Origin of the sequence: Lacticaseibacillus suilingensis, from assembly GCF_016861845.1 — a bacterium.
Lineage (GTDB): Bacteria > Bacillota > Bacilli > Lactobacillales > Lactobacillaceae > Lacticaseibacillus > Lacticaseibacillus suilingensis.
The window spans coordinates 40,581-58,944 of the sequence record NZ_BOLV01000008.1 but is presented as its reverse complement, the minus strand read 5'-3'; the positions used below and the strand labels follow the sequence as shown (position 1 = coordinate 58,944).

The following is an 18,364-nucleotide window of genomic DNA, read 5'->3' as shown; positions in this document are numbered from 1 at the left end:
CTCCTTGAATCATTCACGCCCATTATACACGAGGGGTAACGGAACTAAAACCGCCGAAAGCCCTAGGCCCCCAAGAAAAAAGCGGCTTAGACAGCCGCTCATGAGGTTATTTGAGTTTATCGTGCGGGTAAGTGTGACTGCGCTCCAGCCCAGCGAAGTTTTGCTGACGCAGCGCTTCGTAAACCACCAGCGCCGCACAGTTGGAGAGATTAAGCGCCCGCACCTTGTCGGTCATGGGAATGCGCACCGCCTTTTCGGGATTAGCGCGCATAAACGGCTCTGGCAGCCCAGTGGTTTCCTTTCCGAACATGAAATAATGATCCACCGTGGGATCACTTAAATCGCGGTCGGAATAGGTGGTTTCCGCAAACTTGGACACCAGGTACAAATACCGCTGATCTGGCACAGTCTGCATGAAGGCCTCAAGCGATTCGTGGTACACGATTTGAACCGAGGCCCAATAATCGAGCCCGGCGCGCTTGAGATGCTTGTCATCGACTGAAAAGCCCAAGGGTTTGATCAAATCCAACACACTATCGGTGGCTGCCGCCGTGCGGGCAATATTGCCGGTGTTAGCCGGAATTAAAGGTTGATACAACACAAGGTGGTTCGTCATTTTACGCCTCCGCTAAAAACATTGTTTCTATCTTACCACACAAAAAAACGTACTGCCTCGGTGTCTGCACGGCGAGGCGGTACGTTAATAAAGTTTTTCATCGCTAACTTTTATCAATTTCCCAAAAGCAAGCCCTGATAAAAGCCAGAAATAAAAATGCTTGTCAATAATCTAACACTTTTGTTCAGGAAAAGCAATCGAATCTTTAGAAGTTGTTCACTTGTAATAGACGAACTGCCACATGAATGTGCGTTGGTGGCGCTGCTAGCAGAGCCTCGCGTTTGGCTGTTGGCGCCTGCCAGCTCAGTGGCGTCATGGCCATCACATCGGCGAACTGCGCTGACGTCACTGGGAAGTCGTAGCTGAACAACTGACTGGTGGCCTGCGGATAGGTCGCCATGAAGCGGCTCAGCACTGCCTCATTACTATAAGTGGCTTTATCAGTGCCGGCATACAACCCGGTCCGCAATTCTTGCAGATACCCCGCTTCTGGGATCACCTTAAACAACCGGCCCCCAGGTTGCAGCACCCGGTCAAATTCGCGATAAGCGCCTGGCGAAAACAGATCCACTACGGCTGAAAAGCGTTTTCCCAGAAACGGCAGGCGGGCCAAATCGGCCACACAGTACAGCGCCGGCGTCGCCAGACTCCCAGCCAGATTAATCGCCGGCGCCGAAATGTCAAAGCCCACAGCCGGCGCCTTGGTCGCCAGAAACGCCGTTGGGCTGCCTTCCCCGCACCCAACATCAAGCACTAAATCCGCCGCTGTGAGTTGCGCTTTGATGGTCGTCAAAAACGGTTCAAAGAATCCCGCTTGGAGCACCCGACGCCGCGCCGCCAGCATCGGCGCATCGTATTCCGTCGGCACTGGCTTGTTCAGAAAGTTCACCGTGCCTTTTTTGGCCAAATCAAAGCGATGGCCATTTTCGCAAACCAGACTCGTTGCTTCCACCTGCAGCGGCTGCTGACACACTGGACAAGCAAATAACGGTTCTAACGCTGCCATCGCCTGGGCTTTGGCTAATATTTTGCGCAACTGCTTCGTCTCCTCTGTATTCTGAGCGCGTTTTCCAGTACACTTAACCTAAAGCGTTAAAGGAGGTTCACATGCTCTCGATTTATAAATACGATGATACCGTGGGAAAAATAAAGTCACAAGACAAAATCGAAGCCGGTGTGTGGATCAACGCCGTGGCGCCCACCACGGCGGAATTGACCAAGCTGATCAAAAAAGCGCGCGTGCCGGAAGACTTTTTGCTCTATGGCCTTGATCCTGACGAAGGGGCCCGCTATGAATATGATGAAGACGTTGATGCCCACCTGCTGATTTTTGACATGCCGGTGGCCTCAATCAATGATAAAAAGCGCGTCGTCTACAAAACTGTGCCGCTAGCCATCATTATCACTGCCACGGCGCTGATTACCATTGACCGCGAACCTCAGCCCTTGCTGGCGCTGTTTGCGGAAGGTAAAGTGGCCAACTTCAACCCCAAGATGAAGAACAAAGCGGCACTAATCATGATGTACCGCGCCACGGCCGCTTACCTCACCTACTTGCGCGACATTAACAAAAATCGCGAAAATTTGGAAAACAAACTGCAATCTAACCTGCGCAACGAAGATCTTTATGCGTTAATGGGCGTGCAGCGAGGGTTGGTGTACTTCATGATGAGTCTGCGGACTGACCGCAACGTGCTGGAACAACTGCAGCGCAATAACCCCCTGCGGCTCAATGAAGATGATCAGGATTTGCTTGATGATATTTTGATTGAAAATCAGCAAGGGACTGAAATGGCCCAAATTTCCAATTCCATCATCAGTGAAACTTCGGATACGTACTCGTCCATCATCTCCAACAACATGAACGGGGTCATGAAGTTCTTGACCTCTTACTCGATTATTCTCACCATCCCCACTTTGGTTTTCTCCTTCTATGGCATGAACGTGGAGCTGCCACTGGCGGGGATGCATGTCAGCTGGATCATCACGATTATCATCTCCCTGATTATCGCGGTCCTGCTGGGCTATCAGTTCTGGAAAAAGAAGTATTTCTAACCCTCACCTGCCAGGTTGGCTTTGCCACCTGGCTTTTTTTATTGGCCAACAGCCTGCCGTCTGTGCATTCGACATCCCTTTTTTCTTGAACGTTCGATACGTCACGAACATTAACCTGACGTTGCCCGAAAAAAATTTGACATTTCCGGACAATGTTTGTATATTAGCGCGTGGTGGCCTGCAACCCTAACGAAAATTCACTGCAGGCGAAAGGACGATCAACATGGAAATTTTCGATTATGAAGACATTCAACTGATTCCCAACAAATGCGTGGTGCGCTCCCGCAAGGAAGTCGACACCAGCGTTGAGTTTGGCGGCCGCACCTTCAAGCTGCCGGTTGTCCCCGCCAATATGCAAACGATTATTGATGCCCCACTGGCGAAGTGGCTGGCAGAACATGACTACTTTTACGTCATGCACCGGTTCAACCCGGAAACGCGGATGCAGTTTATTCAGGACATGCATGCCGCCAACTTATTTGCTTCGATTTCAGTCGGCGTTAAAGCCGAAGAATTCTCCTTCATCAAAGAACTCGCTGGCGCGGAACTAGTGCCAGAATACATCACTATCGACATCGCCCACGGTCATGCCGACATTGTGATGGATATGATTCGCCACATTAAAAAATACCTGCCCGATAGCTTCGTCATTGCCGGCAATGTCGGCACCCCGCAAGGTGTCCGCGACCTCGAAAACGCCGGCGCTGACGCCACGAAAGTCGGCATCGGCCCCGGCAAGGTCTGCATCACCAAAATCAAAACCGGTTTCGGCACCGGCGGCTGGCAACTCGCCGCGCTCCGCTGGTGCGCCAAAGCCGCCCGCAAGCCCATCATCACCGACGGCGGCATCCGCACCAACGGCGACATCGCCAAGTCAATTCGCTTCGGCGCCACTATGTGCATGATCGGCTCACTGTTTGCCGGCCATGAAGAAACCCCTGGCAAACACGTCATCAAAGACGGCAAAGAGTACCAAGAATACTTCGGCTCCGCCTCGGAATACCAAAAAGGCGCCAAGCACAACGTCGAAGGTAAAAAAATTCTCCTGCCAGTCAAAGGTTCCATTAAAGACACCCTCACCGAAATGCAAGAGGACCTGCAATCCGCCGTTTCTTACGCCGGCGGCCGCGACCTCAAAGCCTTAACCACCGTTGATTACGTCATCGTCAAGAACTCCATTTTTAACGGCGATCAATACTAAGCCACGAAAGGACCGGTAATTCGGTCCTTTTTGCTTGCAATGTTGTCGTAGCATCCTGGTCAAGCCAATCTATTTCCGATACCTCACCGCCACCGCAGCAGTGCCAATCAAGCCGACTAGACTAAAAATTAGCGTCAACGTGAGTGAAATTACCCTGGCCGCGCCCAAAAACAGGGCAATAGAGGTCAAGCAAACAAACAACCAGCCCCAACCAGTACGACCCCAGAATTTCTTTGACATGGACTGCCGCCTCCCAAATGATTTGGCAATACTGTAAGCCACAATTACAGTAGTTACAATCAATCAGCATCGCTGCGAGGTCACCACTACCCCAGGGCCCGCCAGTCGGAGCCGGCAGGGGCTCAGGGGTGAAATTGTTCTTGGCCAACTTGTTGGCCTAGAACAAGCCGCGACTTCGAGACTCGCAGCGCGAGGCTCAAAGCGCTGGCCACCCCGTTCCAGCCCCTGCCGGCGGAGGCTGACCGGCCCGGCAGTTAACACAAGCGTAGTTGCGCTCCGCTGGGCAACGCCCGAGCAGCTCCACAGCCTGTTCTTACGGGAGCGTTTTCTGGTATAATGCAGGAGATCGCGCTATTGCGCAAAGGAGGCAACATTGATGAAGGAAACAGTATTACTCGGTGGCTATACTCGGCATGAAGGCCAAGGCATCTACCGCGCCGACTTCGATTCAGATACTGGGGCAATGAGCACCCCGGAGCCTTATATCACGTCTTTGGGCTCACCCACTTACATGGCCGTCTCCAACGCCGGCATTGCTTATGCCGTGGATGCCGCTGACGGCAAAGGCGGCGTGGCTGCCATCGACTTGAACCAAAACCCACCTGTTTTGTTGAATACAGTGTTAGAACCTGGCACGTCGCCAGCTCACATTTCAATCGATGAAAAGCGCCAGCTGGTATTTGCTGCCAACTATCATGAAGGCCGCGTCAATGTCTACAAAATCAACGCGGACCACACCATCACCCCGACTGATGTCGCGCGGCACCACGGCCATGGTCCTAAGCCCGAGCAGGATGCTAGCCATGTCCACTTCGCTGGTCTCACCCCAGACGGCCGCTTAGCCGTGATTGATTTGGGCACCGATGAGGTTTACACCTACCCGTTGAATGATGAAGGTAAGTTGGACACGCCGGCGATTTTAAAACTGGCCCCAGGGTTTGGCCCGCGCCATCTAGTCTTCCACCACAGCAAGCCGATTGCCTACTTGCTGGCGGAACTTTCCAGCCAAATCACGGTGTTGCAATACGACCCCGCCACCGGCCGGTTCACCCAAGGCCAGACGCTGAAGACCATCCCGGCAGATTGGACCAAGCACAACGGCGCCGCCGCTATTCGCATCAGCGCTGACAGCCGCTTCATCTACGTCACCAACCGCGGTTACAACAGCGTGACTGTGTTTGAAGTGAGCGAAGATGGCCAAAGCCTCACCGAAATCCAGCAAATTCCTTCCGAAGGTGACTTTCCTCGGGACGCCGCCCTGGACTTGTCCGAGAACTTCTTGCTGGCTGTGAACCAGAACACCAGCAATGGCACGCTGTACAAGCGTGATTCCGACAGTGGCAAACTGACCTTGGTCCAAAAAGACATTGTCGCGCCAGAAAGCGTCAATGTGGTTTTCCTGAAAGCTTAGGCTTAAACTGACCCAGCAATGGGTCTTTTTTATTGGGATTAGGTAAAATTTGCTATTCCCCCTCCCCAGCACCGTCTTGCAAGGTATACTGAAAACATTGAAATGCTTTAGGAGGAAATTATGTTAGATATTATCAAAGCCGTGATCATCGGGATTGTGGAAGGGCTCACCGAGTTCCTGCCCATCAGCTCCACCGGTCATATCGATTTGGTCAGCCAACTGGTCAAAATCAACCAACCCGCCGCTTTCATGGCGATGTTTGAATACGTGATTCAGTTCGGCGCCATTTTGGCGGTGGTGCTGCTGTACTTCAATAAACTCAATCCTTGGAGTCCCCAGAAAAACCACGACCAACGCCAAGCCACTTGGGTACTGTGGGCTAAAGTGGTCGTAGCCGTCCTGCCGTCAGTGGTGATTGGCCTGCCGCTGAATGATTTCATGGATGAACACCTGCACAAGCCGCTGGTCGTGGCTTCCATGCTGATTCTCTATGGGATCTTGTTCATCGTCATTGAAAACATCTTCAAAAACCGCGCGCCAAAAATCAGCAAGCTGGCTGACTTGAGCTTCCAAACCGCCCTGTTCATCGGCCTGTTCCAGGCACTCTCGATTGTGCCCGGGACCAGCCGTTCAGGCGCTACGATTCTCGGGGCAATCATTCTCGGCACCAGCCGGTATGTGGCCACAGAGTTTTCTTTCTTCCTGGCGATTCCGACCATGGTTGGGGTCTCCATCCTCAAAATCGGCAAATTCTTGCTGCAAGGCAATGCCTTCACCGGTGCCCAGTGGGCCATTTTGGCCACTGGGATGATTGTCTCTTTCCTTGTCGCAGTCGTATCCATCAAGTGGCTGCTGAAATTCGTGCAAACTCACGACTTCAAACCTTTTGGCTGGTATCGCATTGCTTTGGGGCTGGTCGTGCTACTCGTTTTGTTCCTATAAGGAGGCACCTTTATGTTACTGAAAGAAGCTTGTGTTGAGAACTTCACCAATATCCCGGCGGCGCTGCAAGCCGGCGCTAAGCGCATTGAATTGAACGATAATTTGACCGTGGGTGGCACCACCGTTTCCCGAGGCGTAATGGCGGAAGCGACCCGCTACGTCCATGAAAATGACGCCAGCGTGGTGGCCATGATCAGACCGCGCGGCGGCAACTTTGTCTATTCGGACACCGAGCTAAAAATCATGGAAGCCGATTTGTTTGTGGCTCAGGAATTGGGTGTGGACGCCGTGACCTTTGGCGCCTTAACGCAGGACGGCTGGCTGGATGAAGAGGCCATGGAAAACCTGATTGCCGCCAGCGCCGGCATGACTGTGGTGATGCACATGGCCTTTGATGCCATTCCTGAAGCCAAGCAAGCGGCTGCCATTGATTGGCTCGCCGCTCATGACGTCAGCCGCATTCTCACCCACGGCGGCCCGCTCACCGAGTCGATTGAGGCCACCACGCCTCATCTCAAGGAATTGGTGACGTTAGCCCAAGGCAAGCTCGAAATTCTGCCTGGCGGCGGCATTACCGCGGCCAACGTCGAAGCCGTCACCGCCGCAATTGGGGTCAACCAGGCCCATGGCACCAAAATCGTGACCATCGCGTAACGCTTGAAACACAAACAGAGCCGCACTGCTTCAGCATTTGAAGCAGTGCGGCTCATTTTTTACGGTTTTACTTGCGGTCGGCAGCACCCATCACGAACGCGGCCACGCACCCAAAGCCGGTATGGCTGGCAATGGTAAGGCCGATGTCGCCGAGGGTAATGTTTGCGTCAGGCGCTTTGGCCAAAATCATCTTTTTGGTTTCTTCCGCCGCGGCGGTGTCTCCTGAGGTGCCGATCAACACGGGCTGCTTGGGGTCGCTAGGCAAAGCGGCCACCACTTTGTCGGCTAAGGCCTGCAGCGAACGCTTGCGAGCGCGGACCTTGCTGACCACGCGCAACTTACCAGCGGGATCGACGTCCATCACCGGTTTGATGTTCAGCATCGTCCCCAGCGCCGCCGAGGTCCGCGACACGCGGCCACCATGATACAGGTAGTCTAAACTATCCACGGTGAACCACTGCTGCAAGCGCAGCCGGTTGGCTTCAAACCAAGCCACCAATTCAGCCAGCGTTTTGCCTTCCTGCTGCAGGCGAATGGCTTCTAGCACCATCCGGCCTTCGCCTTCGGAAGCCGCCAGGGTATCCACGATTTCCAGCTGAGCGTCAGGGTACTGCTCGAGCACCATTGCCTTGGCTTGCTGCGCACTGGCCATTGAGCTGCTCAGCCCGCCAGAGAACCCAATATACACAGCAGGCGTGCCTGCCTTGGCGTAAGGCGTGAAAAAGTCCACATACTCGCCGATGTTGATGGCTGAAGTTGATGGCATCACCCCGGCTTTGATTTTCTCAAAGAATTCCTGAAGCTCATATGAGCCGCCCATGTCATCGGTCAAATCTTGGCCGGCCACATTGAAGTGAAACGGCACAAACGCCACCTTGTTGGCCTTTAAGGTCGCCAAGGGGAGATCACAGGCAGAATCCGTTAATAGTTGATACATCTTTTCCACATCCTTACTTGAGCTGCAACTTTTCTTGCGCTACCAACGATAACATATCAGGCGGCAGCGCCGCGGTCAACTCTAGCCGCTTTTTGGCAATGGGATGCCAAAATGTCAAAGCCGCGCAGTGCAGGGCCTGCCGTGCCATACCGGCCGGGCCGCCATAGAGGTCATCGCCGAAGAGCGGATGGCCAATAGCAGCAAAATGCACCCTAATTTGGTGGGTGCGGCCGGTGTGCAGCTGCACCTGGACCAGCGCCGCGTCAGGATTGGCCGCCAAGGTTTCATATTCAGTCACCGAGGTTTTCCCGGCCAGTGTTACCTGGCGTTTCATGTAAAAATCCTGGCTGCGGCCAATTTTCAGCACCAACCAGCCATGCTCAGCCAAGCCGGCGCCGCCTTGCACTACGGCTAAATAGGTTTTACTGAGGTCGTCGGTGTGCAGCTGCCGGTCCAGCAAGCTGTGAACAAAGCCGCTTTTGGCAAACAACATCAAGCCACTGGTATCCCGATCCAGTCGGGTCACCACATGAATGGCCGCACTTTCGGCATGAGTCTTAATCAGATAAGCCTTCACCCGATTGGCCATGCTGTCGTTGCCTTTGGCGGCATCGGGAATTGAAGCCACCCCGGCCGGCTTATTCACCACCAGCAAATACTCATCTTCATAGCAAATGGCCAGCGGCGCTTCGTATGGCACCACAGTGTCCACCGCCACTTCCGGCGCTGTTTGCAGGAAAATTTGATCCCCTGGCCGCAAGCGAAAGGCGGTATTGCGCTGTTTTCGATTCACAAACACAAAACCGCCATGAAATTTCAGCTTTTTCAGTTGCGCCAGCGAAAAGCCTTGCTGAATCAAAAAGTGCTGCAAGGTATTGCGCGGGCCTTCATACGTCCACTTAAAGCGCATCGGGTTTCTTCGCGCCGATAAACGCGTCCTCCACGCGGTCCCAGAAGTGCATGTGCCGATAGCGGGCGAAGTGGATGCGCTCGCTGGCGATTTTGAAGCGGATGGCATTGATCATCGATGGCCGAGCGGTGAATTGATCGATGGTCATCACGTAATCCTGGAACGGCTCTGGGCGCAGTGAAATCCATTCGTCCGGCGCCAAAATCATCGGGGCGGCCAAAGTCCGGAACACCCGGTTGTTGATCGAGGCGATTTCGGTGACTTGCATCGCATCCAGCCGCGGGTGAATCACGGCCCCACCGTTGGACTTGCTGTAAGCCGTGGACCCTGTTGGCGTGGCCACACACAGCCCGTCGCCGCGAAAGCTTTCAAAGAAGTTCTCGCGGATGTACACATCGCTACGCATCGTGCCGCTTTCACGCTTCAGCGTCGCCTCATTCAAGGCTAGGTAGTGCGCTGTGGTCCCATCTTCAAAGTCGGTCAGCACGTCGAGCAAGGGATACGAAATACTTTCACCGGAATCGCGATTCAGCGCCTCAATCAAAGCGTCCACTTCAAAATCGCGCCAGTCCGTGTAAAAACCCAGGTGTCCGGTGTGCACGCCAATAAACCGGACATGATCCAGCTGGTCGGCATAGCGGTGAAACGCTGATAACAGCGTGCCATCGCCACCGATAGTAATCACCACATCCGGGTGCGCTTCATCGATTTGAAATGCTGGGGCCTTCAAACCGGCCAAAAGTTTGCCCTTGGCCACTTGGGAATTCGCGTTTGAATTGGCGTGAATAGACACTCGCATGCTTAGTCATCCTTTTTTTCCGGCAGCGACTGACGGCGCGGCATATTCTGCCCTTTGCCATATGAAAACAGTTGCTGTGCTTCTTGAATTTCCTCACGAATTTCGGACATTTCATCATCCAGCAAGGCACTGGCTTCAGCGGCGCGCTTGAGCCGCTCCTTCAAGGCATCAGGAAAGTCGCCTTGATATTTGTAATTCAGGCTGTGCTCGATGGTGGCCCAGAAATTCATCGCCATGGTGCGAATCTGAATTTCAGCCAGTAGCTTCTTTTCGCCTTCGACCATTTGGACGGGGTACTCGATCACCACATGGTAACTGCGATACCCTGACGGCTTAACGTTGGTGACATAGTCGCGTTCTTCCACGACTTTCATATCCGTGCGCTGGTGAATCAGCTCCACCACCGCGTAAATGTCTTCAACGAATTGGCATTGAATGCGCAGGCCCGCGATATCTTGCATGTCCTGCTCCAACAGCTCATCGGTGATATACCGGCGCGACTGCTTTTCCACAATCGAGTCGACTGGCTTGACCCGGCCAGTGACAATTTCAATCGGGGAATAGGTGCCTGACTGCAGGAATTGACTGCGCATCCCGCGAAATTTAATTTTGAGTTCCTTAACCGCTTGTTCATACGGCATCAAAAACGTTTCCCAATCCCGCTGCATCTTACCGCCTCCAATTCTAACCTGTTTCATTTTACCATAAAGTCACGCTCACCTCGCGCTTGTCATTGGAACATAGCGTATACTTAATCCGAGGTGATTTGACCATGAGTATCCAAAGCGAACAAGAATTCAAGACCCTGATCACGCCGGCCCAAAGTGCAGCTATCTTGGCTGCCTTGCCGTTCGCCCCGGCTTTTGACCAAACCAACACGTACTATGACACCCCTGACTTTGCGCTGCGCCAGCAAAACCAAGGCCTGCGTATTCGCCAGTTTGCCACCCGCGCTGAGCAAACCCTGAAGCAGCCCCATGGCGCCGGCCGCCAGCTGCTGGAAATCACCGACCCCTTGACCGTCAGTGAAGCGCGAGCTTTGATCAGCGCCAACAACGTGGCTAATCACGGCCAAATCAAAACCATGCTGGAAACCGCTGGCATTGCCCCGAGCTCACTGCAACAGTTTGCAGCCGCAGTAACGCGCCGGCGCGTTTCCCATCAACCAGCCGGGCTGGTGACTGTGGATGAGACCCACTACCCAAACGGCCACAGCGATTTTGAGTTGGAATTGGAATACACCACTGATGCGCATGCGTACTGGCAGGCTCTGCTGCAGCAATTCGCCATCACGCCTTCACCGGTGCAAAACAAGGTGGCACGGGCAGCCGCCAATGTCAGCAATTCACAAGCACATTAATTGTCATTAATTAGTTTTCTGGTAAAGTGAGGAGTAGAAGCTCATGATGCAAAAACCCTTCTTTTCCGTGCTTCCACTTAAAAACTCTCCGGGAGGACTCACCGTGTTAGAACTTTTTCTATTCATCAATCCAATTGGCACCCGCTGCCGCGAAGCAGAACGTGCGGTTCAGCGTTTGGCAAAAGAACTGACGCAAAAAGTGAAGCTCCGCTTTGTCCCACTCGTGAATTTTACCGTGATTGACCGTTATATGGCTGAACTGGGGCTCGATGCCCATGACCTCGACTTGCGCAACCAACTCTTCGACACTGCCTACCAAATCGCGGTGGACTACAAGGCCGCTCAATTCCAAGGCAATAAAAAAGCGCGCGCCCTGCTGTTGGCAGAACAAGCGCCTTTAACCTGCCCCGCCCAGGCTTACGACCCGCAAGTGGCTGCCGAAGCCGTGGCGGCGATTGGCTTTGACGTGGTCGCCTTCAACGAAGACCGCGCCCGTGAAGCGATGCATCAGTGTTTATGCTCCGATCAAGCCATTGCCCTAGAAATGGCCATCACCACCACCCCGGCAGCAGTGATTTTCGACACCAACAAGCCGCAAGAAGGCTTACGACTTGAGCAACTGCCGTCGTTGCACATGCTCAAACGTATCTGTGAAAAATATCTGCTCCAACCAGAACTCCCCGCACCAGAAGCGATGCTGCGGGTCCTCTAACCGACAAAACCGGATTAGCCCAAGGCCAATCCGGTTTTTTTATATGGCGCCAAGCGTTGAAACGCGACAATGTGCCCTTCACTTGGGTATGATAAGTTAAAGCCGTCAACTAAATCCAGGGAGGGATTGCGATGAAAATTGGTGTGCCAAAGGAAATCAAGAACAATGAAAATCGGGTAGGTCTGACCCCCGCCGGCGCGGCTAGTTTGATCAAAGCCGGCCACACAGTGACCATTGAGCATACGGCCGGTACCAGTGCCGGCTATGCCGATGCGCAATATGAAGCAGTTGGCGCGCGCCTGGTGGATGCTGACACTGCATGGCAAGCGGACTTAGTAATCAAAGTTAAAGAGCCCCTCGCGAGCGAATACCACTATTTCCGTTCAGATATGATTCTGTACACCTACCTGCACTTAGCTGCCAACAAACCGCTAACGGAAGCCCTGATGGCCGCCGGGGTCACCGCCATTGGTTACGAAACCATGGTCGGCCCTGCCAATGACTTGCCGGCGCTGGCGCCGATGAGTCAAGTGGCTGGCCGCATGGCCGTGTTGTTCGGCGCCCAGTATCTCCAAACCCAAAACGGCGGCAAAGGCGTGCTGCTCACCGCCGTGCCTGGCGTGGCCAAAGCCAATGTCGTCATCATCGGTGGCGGCGTGGTCGGCTTAAACGCCGCCAAAACCGCTTTGGGCCTCGGCGCCAATGTCACCGTACTGGATATCAACAGCCACACCTTGGCTCGCATCGATGATCAATTCGGCGGTCAGGTTCAAACCCTGTTTTCCAATGAAGCTAATTTAGCCGCCACCATCAAAACCGCCGACCTCGTGATTGGGGCGGTGCTTATTCCAGGGGCAGTAGCGCCCAAACTGGTCTCCGAGCAAATGATTGCCAGCATGACCCCTGGCAGCGTTGTGGTGGATATTCCCATCGACCAAGGTGGTATTTTTGCTACCAGTGATCACGCTACCACCTTTGATGACCCCATTTACCTCAAACACGGCGTCATTCACTACGCCGTGGCCAATGTCCCAGGTGCGGTACCAAAAACCGCGACCGATGCCTTGACCGCAGTGACGACGCCACTCGCGGTGAAACTCGCCACGCAAGGCCTCACCCAAGCCGCCCAAACCGACCACATGCTTTACACTGGCGTCAACATTTATGCCGGGCAGCTGGTTGAACCCGCAGTCGGCAATAGCCTGAACCTAGCTTATGAGGACTTAGCGAAGCTGCTGTAGTTTCTCATTCACGGTCGCATACCAATTTGGCGGCTGACGCCACTGCCAAAACAGCGACGTTTCCTGCAGATACCCAGCCTGTTTTAACACCGCTAACCACTGCCGCCGGACGGCCTCAAGGACCGCTTGAGCTGGCACGAGCGGCGTGCGGACCTGCGAAAACTGGTGCCAAAAAGCCGCTTCGGCGGCTTTTTGAATCGGCGCGGTTTGAAACTGCAACAGCCACCAAGTGCGCAGCTGCCACTCTGGCAACACCAGCCCCGGCAAATGCCGTAGCTGCTGATGCACCACCCACGGTACGCCGGCCACATTCAACCCTTGCTTGGCCGCCTGCGCTTGCAGCGCCATCACCTTCGGCTCCCGAAAGCGCAGCCCCGCTTGAACAGCCTTGGCCTCAGCCACCAGCCGTTCGGCATAATCGAGGCGCCGCTGTTGCACCCGATTAGGCCATTGCAAGCGCTGATCGATATGATCGGCGTGAAGCGTCCACTGACTCAGCACTCCGGCCTGTGGGTCCAAGAACAGCAATTGAAACCCGCCTGCGGTATAGCGCAAAAATTTGGCCTGCTTTGATGCAGGCCAGCGGTCAAAATAGCGCGGCCCCGCAATCCAAATCACCACTAAATCAAGCTTGGCGTAACCTTCAGTGCGCCGCGCCAGCGCCTCAACGCTAAGGGGACTGCATTGATACTCCAAAACCGTGCGCTTGCCGCCTCGCAACCACACCACATCAGCACGCTGTTTGATGGCTGGATAATAAACCTCTAATTCGCTGCGGTACCCGAACTGCTCACCCAACGTCGCGAGCCACTGCTTCCCTAACAAATGCGGCAAACTCTCCGCCTCACTCGCCGCACACGGCGGCCCCAAATGATAAAAATGAGCCGGCATCAACGCCCCATTGCGAATCCCCACGGGCCGCAAACACGCGGGACACACAAACCGCTCATGGAGCGCTTTAGCCTGCTGGTGATCCCGCAACGTCACCAACCGACCATTTTCTGCTTGGGCAACAAACATCCTCCTCACCTCAACCAAACATTACGCAAACCAGGTCGGCACAGGCGCTATGAACTCATCCTGGCGCCTGTCTGAAGTGCGACAGTTAACCGAAGCACTGCCGGTTTTCGCCCTTGAGTGAGCGAGTGCCGAACCCGCGGCACACAAAAACCGCCAGCAACTTGCTGACGGCTAAAGAGTTACTTATCGATATCAAGCGTGGATGGATCGGATTCTTCCGCTTCAGCCGGCGCTTCATCAGCCTCTGGCTTCGGGAACAGCTTGTCTTGCAACTGCTTGCGCAACTTGTCGGTAACATCCTGATGGGCGATCAGGTAGTTGGCCGCATTGTCGGCCCCTTGCCCAATCCGCTCGCCATCGTATGAGTACCAAGAACCGCTCTTCTCGACGATCTCATTGTCCACACCCAAGTTGAGCATATCCGCTTCTGGCGAAATCCCGTGACCATAGCTCATGGTGGTTTCGACCGTCTTGAATGGCGGGGCTACCTTGTTCTTGGTCACTTTAATCTTGGTGATGTTACCCACGACATCCGTGCCGTTTTTAACTTGTTGGGCGCGCCGCACTTCTAGCCGAATGGTGGAATAGAACTTCAGGGCCCGGCCACCAGGTGTGGTTTCTGGGTTGCCGAACATGACGCCGATTTTTTCCCGCAACTGGTTGATGAAAATGACAATCGTTTGCGTCTTAAAAATCGTGGATGTCAGCTTCCGCAGCGCCTGGGACATCATCCGGGCTTGCAGGCCCACATGACTGTCGCCAATTTCGCCTTCGATTTCGGCTTGTGGCACCAAAGCGGCCACGGAATCGACGACGACAATGTTCACGGCGCCGGACTGGACCAAGGCATCAGCAATTTCCAGCCCTTGTTCACCAGTATCTGGCTGCGACAACAGTAAGTCGTCGATATTAACGCCTAACGCTTCAGCATACTTAGGATCCAAGGCGTTTTCGGCGTCGATATACGCCGCAGTACCGCCATTTTTTTGGACACTGGCAACGGCTTGCAGTGCAATGGTGGTTTTCCCTGAACTTTCAGGGCCATAAATCTCGATAACCCGGCCTTTTGGAAAGCCGCCGACGCCAAGCGCCAAATCCAAAGATAAGATACCGGTGGAAACCACCGCAACATTTGTGAGCGACTTGTCGCCCATCTTCATCACGGCGCCATCGCCGAATTGTTTCTTGATCTTCTTCAGCGCCGCATCCAGCGCCTGTTCGCGGGCGCCGCCATCCAGTGAGGTTTGCCCATTCGCAGATTTTTTAGCCATTGTTTTCGTCCTCTCTATCTCGTTGTCTGATTAATTATACACCAAACGAATGTTCGATGCGACCCCTACCAATGATTAAATTCGCAATTACTTGGTTTTCACCTTTCATTGCTGCCAGGCTTTTTGCATTGGTCAATGATCTGCGTTACACTGGAACCCAAATTTGGGGGGCAAGCAAACGCAGAAAGGATGATTCAATGCGTATCGACACCAGCAAGTACCCAACAGGTCAGGACGCGGTTGATCCCAAGCGGGTCAAACGGTTGAAAATTCTCAGCCGCGTCGCCACCATTACCTGTATCTCCATGTACATCTCTTACATTCCGCAAATCATCGCCAATTTCTCTGGCAATCCGGTTTCACCGCTGCAGCCACTGGTCGCGATGATTAATGCGACGCTCTGGGTCGGCTACGGCTGGTTCAAAACATACAAAGACTGGCCCGTGATTATCTCAAACCTCCCGGGGATTGTCTTTGGGTTCATCACGGTCTTAACCGTCTACATTCACTAAACTCAAACGAGCGATCAACGCCGCCGCGCTGATCGCTCGTTTTTTTACTGGATGGGAAGCAACATGGTTTGATCGACTTGGGTGAGCACCGCATGCACTGGGCTGGTGTACTCCTCGCCGTCCAACTGAATATGTTCATGCGCGTCAGTGCTGAATTCATAGCGGTGCGCCTTCACATGGCCTAGTTTGCGATGCTCCGACTTGCCGCTCAAAATCGCCATCAGCACTTGAATCAACAGTCGCCATTTCTCCTTGCGCACCAAGACAAAACTGAGCTGGTGCCAATCCTGGGCGTAGTCTGGGAACAAGCGCAGGCCACCGCCTAAAAACGGATGGTTGGTGAAGACGCACAGAAAGGTATTATCAATCGTCTTGGCCTGATCAATTTTCACTGTAGAGCGGAAGGCTTTCTGGCTCACCACGGCGCGTAAAATGTTGGCCGTATAGGAAAGCTGGCCCAAATGCACTTTGTTCAAGGCCGCCTTGCTGGTGGAATGATTGGTGTCATAAACGATACCGCCATCTACCCCGACACCGAAGTTGTTCAAGAAGTACAAGGTGCCATACTCCTCGGTTTCGGCTTTGCCGATCCGCGCCGCGTGCGGGCGGGCTGTTTTCAACGCTGCCACTGCGGCAAAGGGATCCAAGGGAATACCATGCGCCCGGGCGAAATCATTCCCGGTACCATTAGGAATGTAGCCGACTGGAATATCACCCTGCCCCAAGGCTTGCAAGCCATTCACGACATCGTGCAAAGTGCCATCCCCGCCAATCACCACCACGAGCGGCTTGACGCTGGCCGCCTCGACTTTGGCCACCACGGCAGCGACGGCATCGCGGGCATCACCGGGTTGCTTGGTATAAGTGGTGGTAGCAAAGGTATACTGCTCGGCCAAAGCCGCCATCAACGCTGGAATTTGTTTTTTCGTTCGCGCGTTGCCGGCATATTCGTTAATAATTAATTCGATTTCTTCCACTTCGCACCCCATACTCTAACGGCTGATTAAACATTAATGCTTAGATTATAGCAGAAAATTCACCGCCTATCGCAAGTTAAAGTTTTGCCATCAAGGGTAGTTTTTCACTGTCCCACCGCTTGTGGTAAGCTAACGACGGAGATGAAACCATGGCAAAAGCAAAAACCACCATCGTGCAAACCACCAAAACGCTGGTGGGAACCATACCACTAACGCAAATCAACGTCACCACTATCATGAAGCAGGCTGGCTTACGGCGGCAGACCTTTTACGACTATTACCGGGATAAATACGATGTCCTCGGCGACATCTACCGGACCGAGATCGACGCCGATGTCTGGTACTGCGGCGATTACCGGCGCTGGCCGCAAACCGTGCACGCGATGCTCGCGTATTTTGATGCCAACCGGGACTTCTACCGGCAGGCCCTGCAACTCGATGAGCAGAATGCGCCGGAAACTTACATCCACGCCCACCTCGAAGAAATGTGTCGCACGATTTTGGTGGATCTGCAGCGCGCGGAGCAACTCACCTTACCAGCTGACTACCAGCAGTTCCTAGCGGCCGCAATGGCGGATATGAGTTTAGGCGTGTTGCGCCGCTTTCTGCTGGCTACCCCGGGAGAACCGGTGGCGACAGTGGAACGTCATTTGAGCACCCTGATTGCCGATAACCTGGCCGGACTCAAAGCGCGCACCGGACACTAAGCTCATATTGTCCGATTTGCTTACTTAAAATCAGTGCTACACTCTATTTGTCGTTAAGCAAAACGCAGGTTTCTCTGCGTCAAAGGAGTGAAAAATATGAGTCATGTTTTGATTTTAGGCGCCAACGGACAAATTGCTCGCTTGGCCGAACAGCAGTTGTTAAGTACCACCTCACACCAGTTGACCTTATTTTTGCGGCACGCGAGCCGCCTGCAGGTCAAAAACCCTAGCCGCGAAACGGTGATTGAAGGCGATGCCACCGACGTTGCCGCCCTCAAAGCGGCGCTGGCCGGAATTGATATTGTGTACGCCAACTTAGGCAACGCCCAGATTGAAAAGCAGGCCCAAAACGTCGTCGCGGCGATGGATCAAGCCGGTGTCAAGCGCCTGATTTGGATTTCTACGTTGGGAATTTACGATGAAGTACCAGGCAAGTTCGGCGCTTGGAACCACGCCCAACTCGACGGCGGTTACCTTGAACCCTACACCGCCGCGGCCAAGGTCATTGAAGATTCGGATTTGGCCTACACCATCATTCGGCCGGCTTGGCTGTCCAACAAGGATATCGTCAGCTACGAAATCACGCACCGCCATGATGCCTTCAAAGGCACCGAAGTTTCGCGCAAGAGTATCGCCGATGTGGTCGTCAAGCTCATTGATGATCCCTCGCAGGCACAGCGCGATTCTTTAGGGGTCAACCAGCCTAATACAGATGGCGACAAACCATCATTCTATTAACTTTAAAGAAACCGTTGTCGCAGGGCAGCGGTTTTTTTGTGGTCAAGGCAAGTTACTTGAC

20 protein-coding genes are annotated in these 18,364 nt (G+C 53.8%); 11 read left to right on the top strand and 9 right to left on the bottom strand.

Annotation, left to right across the window (positions count from 1 at the left end):
- Window positions 1-106 precede the first annotated feature (106 nt).
- Both JUF11_RS06210 and JUF11_RS06205 read right to left on the bottom strand, forming a co-directional pair.
- Complete coding sequence (locus JUF11_RS06210; RefSeq protein ID WP_204118823.1) at window positions 107-616, bottom strand: tRNA (cytidine(34)-2'-O)-methyltransferase; 510 nt, start codon at window positions 614-616, stop codon at window positions 107-109.
- Window positions 617-821: 205 nt separating this feature from the next.
- Entirely contained in the window at window positions 822-1,652 is an 831-nt protein-coding gene (locus JUF11_RS06205) for a putative RNA methyltransferase (RefSeq protein WP_373305858.1), read from the bottom strand.
- Window positions 1,653-1,723: 71 nt separating this feature from the next.
- On the opposite strand from JUF11_RS06205, the gene JUF11_RS06200 reads away from it, so the two are divergent.
- The 5 genes from JUF11_RS06200 (at window position 1,724) to JUF11_RS06180 (ending at window position 7,119) form a co-directional block, all read left to right on the top strand.
- A complete protein-coding gene (locus JUF11_RS06200; RefSeq protein ID WP_204118822.1) occupies window positions 1,724-2,671 on the top strand; it encodes a magnesium transporter CorA family protein in 948 nt (315 codons plus the stop codon).
- A gap of 223 nt (window positions 2,672-2,894) precedes the next feature.
- Complete coding sequence (locus JUF11_RS06195; protein ID WP_204118821.1) at window positions 2,895-3,872, top strand: GMP reductase; 978 nt, start codon at window positions 2,895-2,897, stop codon at window positions 3,870-3,872.
- A gap of 616 nt (window positions 3,873-4,488) precedes the next feature.
- Window positions 4,489-5,523 (top strand): lactonase family protein, encoded by a 1,035-nt coding sequence (locus JUF11_RS06190; protein ID WP_125581235.1) that lies wholly within the window; start codon window positions 4,489-4,491, stop codon window positions 5,521-5,523.
- Window positions 5,524-5,643: 120 nt separating this feature from the next.
- A complete protein-coding gene (locus JUF11_RS06185) occupies window positions 5,644-6,465 on the top strand; it encodes an undecaprenyl-diphosphate phosphatase (RefSeq protein WP_125581237.1) in 822 nt (273 codons plus the stop codon).
- A 12-nt stretch (window positions 6,466-6,477) separates the two neighbouring features.
- On the top strand, window positions 6,478-7,119 hold the full coding sequence (locus JUF11_RS06180) for a copper homeostasis protein CutC (RefSeq protein WP_204118820.1): 642 nt from the start codon (window positions 6,478-6,480) through the stop codon (window positions 7,117-7,119).
- A gap of 67 nt (window positions 7,120-7,186) precedes the next feature.
- On the opposite strand, the gene JUF11_RS06175 is transcribed toward JUF11_RS06180, so the two are convergent.
- Genes JUF11_RS06175 through yjbM form a run of 4 tightly spaced genes read right to left on the bottom strand, consistent with a single transcriptional unit; the run spans window position 7,187 to window position 10,433 of the window.
- Window positions 7,187-8,056, bottom strand: a complete 870-nt coding sequence (locus tag JUF11_RS06175) for a DegV family protein (protein ID WP_204118819.1) — start codon at window positions 8,054-8,056, stop codon at window positions 7,187-7,189.
- A gap of 13 nt (window positions 8,057-8,069) precedes the next feature.
- Window positions 8,070-8,966 carry an RluA family pseudouridine synthase gene (locus tag JUF11_RS06170; RefSeq protein WP_204118818.1) on the bottom strand — a complete coding sequence of 299 codons (897 nt, stop codon included), beginning with the start codon at window positions 8,964-8,966 and terminating at the stop codon, window positions 8,070-8,072.
- A complete protein-coding gene (locus JUF11_RS06165; protein WP_204118817.1) occupies window positions 8,956-9,765 on the bottom strand; it encodes an NAD kinase in 810 nt (269 codons plus the stop codon). The genes JUF11_RS06170 and JUF11_RS06165 overlap by 11 nt, the downstream gene beginning before the upstream one ends.
- Before the next feature lie 2 nt (window positions 9,766-9,767).
- Entirely contained in the window at window positions 9,768-10,433 is a 666-nt protein-coding gene (gene yjbM, locus JUF11_RS06160) for a GTP diphosphokinase (protein WP_125581247.1), read from the bottom strand.
- A gap of 104 nt (window positions 10,434-10,537) precedes the next feature.
- On the opposite strand from yjbM, the gene JUF11_RS06155 reads away from it, so the two are divergent.
- The 3 genes from JUF11_RS06155 (at window position 10,538) to ald (ending at window position 13,078) form a co-directional block, all read left to right on the top strand.
- The gene (locus JUF11_RS06155) at window positions 10,538-11,125 is read left to right on the top strand and encodes a CYTH domain-containing protein (RefSeq protein ID WP_204118816.1); all 588 of its coding nucleotides are present in this window, start codon (window positions 10,538-10,540) and stop codon (window positions 11,123-11,125) included.
- Window positions 11,126-11,228: 103 nt separating this feature from the next.
- Complete coding sequence (locus JUF11_RS06150; protein WP_204118815.1) at window positions 11,229-11,837, top strand: DsbA family protein; 609 nt, start codon at window positions 11,229-11,231, stop codon at window positions 11,835-11,837.
- A gap of 131 nt (window positions 11,838-11,968) precedes the next feature.
- Entirely contained in the window at window positions 11,969-13,078 is a 1,110-nt protein-coding gene (gene ald / locus JUF11_RS06145; RefSeq protein WP_204118814.1) for an alanine dehydrogenase, read from the top strand.
- Here ald and JUF11_RS06140 read toward each other — a convergent pair.
- The gene (locus JUF11_RS06140) at window positions 13,061-14,098 is read right to left on the bottom strand and encodes a competence protein CoiA (protein WP_204118813.1); all 1,038 of its coding nucleotides are present in this window, start codon (window positions 14,096-14,098) and stop codon (window positions 13,061-13,063) included. The two genes, ald and JUF11_RS06140, sit on opposite strands and share 18 nt — an antisense overlap.
- A gap of 179 nt (window positions 14,099-14,277) precedes the next feature.
- Window positions 14,278-15,369, bottom strand: a complete 1,092-nt coding sequence (gene recA / locus JUF11_RS06135; protein WP_125581257.1) for a recombinase RecA — start codon at window positions 15,367-15,369, stop codon at window positions 14,278-14,280.
- Window positions 15,370-15,566: 197 nt separating this feature from the next.
- Here recA and JUF11_RS06130 point away from each other — a divergent pair, with 197 nt between their 5' ends.
- A complete protein-coding gene (locus JUF11_RS06130; RefSeq protein WP_204118812.1) occupies window positions 15,567-15,881 on the top strand; it encodes a SemiSWEET family transporter in 315 nt (104 codons plus the stop codon).
- A gap of 44 nt (window positions 15,882-15,925) precedes the next feature.
- Here the strand turns inward: JUF11_RS06130 and JUF11_RS06125 are convergent, their stop codons facing one another.
- A complete protein-coding gene (locus JUF11_RS06125) occupies window positions 15,926-16,858 on the bottom strand; it encodes a diacylglycerol/lipid kinase family protein (protein WP_204118811.1) in 933 nt (310 codons plus the stop codon).
- A gap of 149 nt (window positions 16,859-17,007) precedes the next feature.
- On the opposite strand from JUF11_RS06125, the gene JUF11_RS06120 reads away from it, so the two are divergent.
- The gene (locus JUF11_RS06120; RefSeq protein ID WP_204118810.1) at window positions 17,008-17,565 is read left to right on the top strand and encodes a TetR/AcrR family transcriptional regulator C-terminal domain-containing protein; all 558 of its coding nucleotides are present in this window, start codon (window positions 17,008-17,010) and stop codon (window positions 17,563-17,565) included.
- Between the two features lie 96 nt (window positions 17,566-17,661).
- A complete protein-coding gene (locus tag JUF11_RS06115; protein WP_204118809.1) occupies window positions 17,662-18,303 on the top strand; it encodes an SDR family oxidoreductase in 642 nt (213 codons plus the stop codon).
- Window positions 18,304-18,364 lie beyond the last annotated feature (61 nt).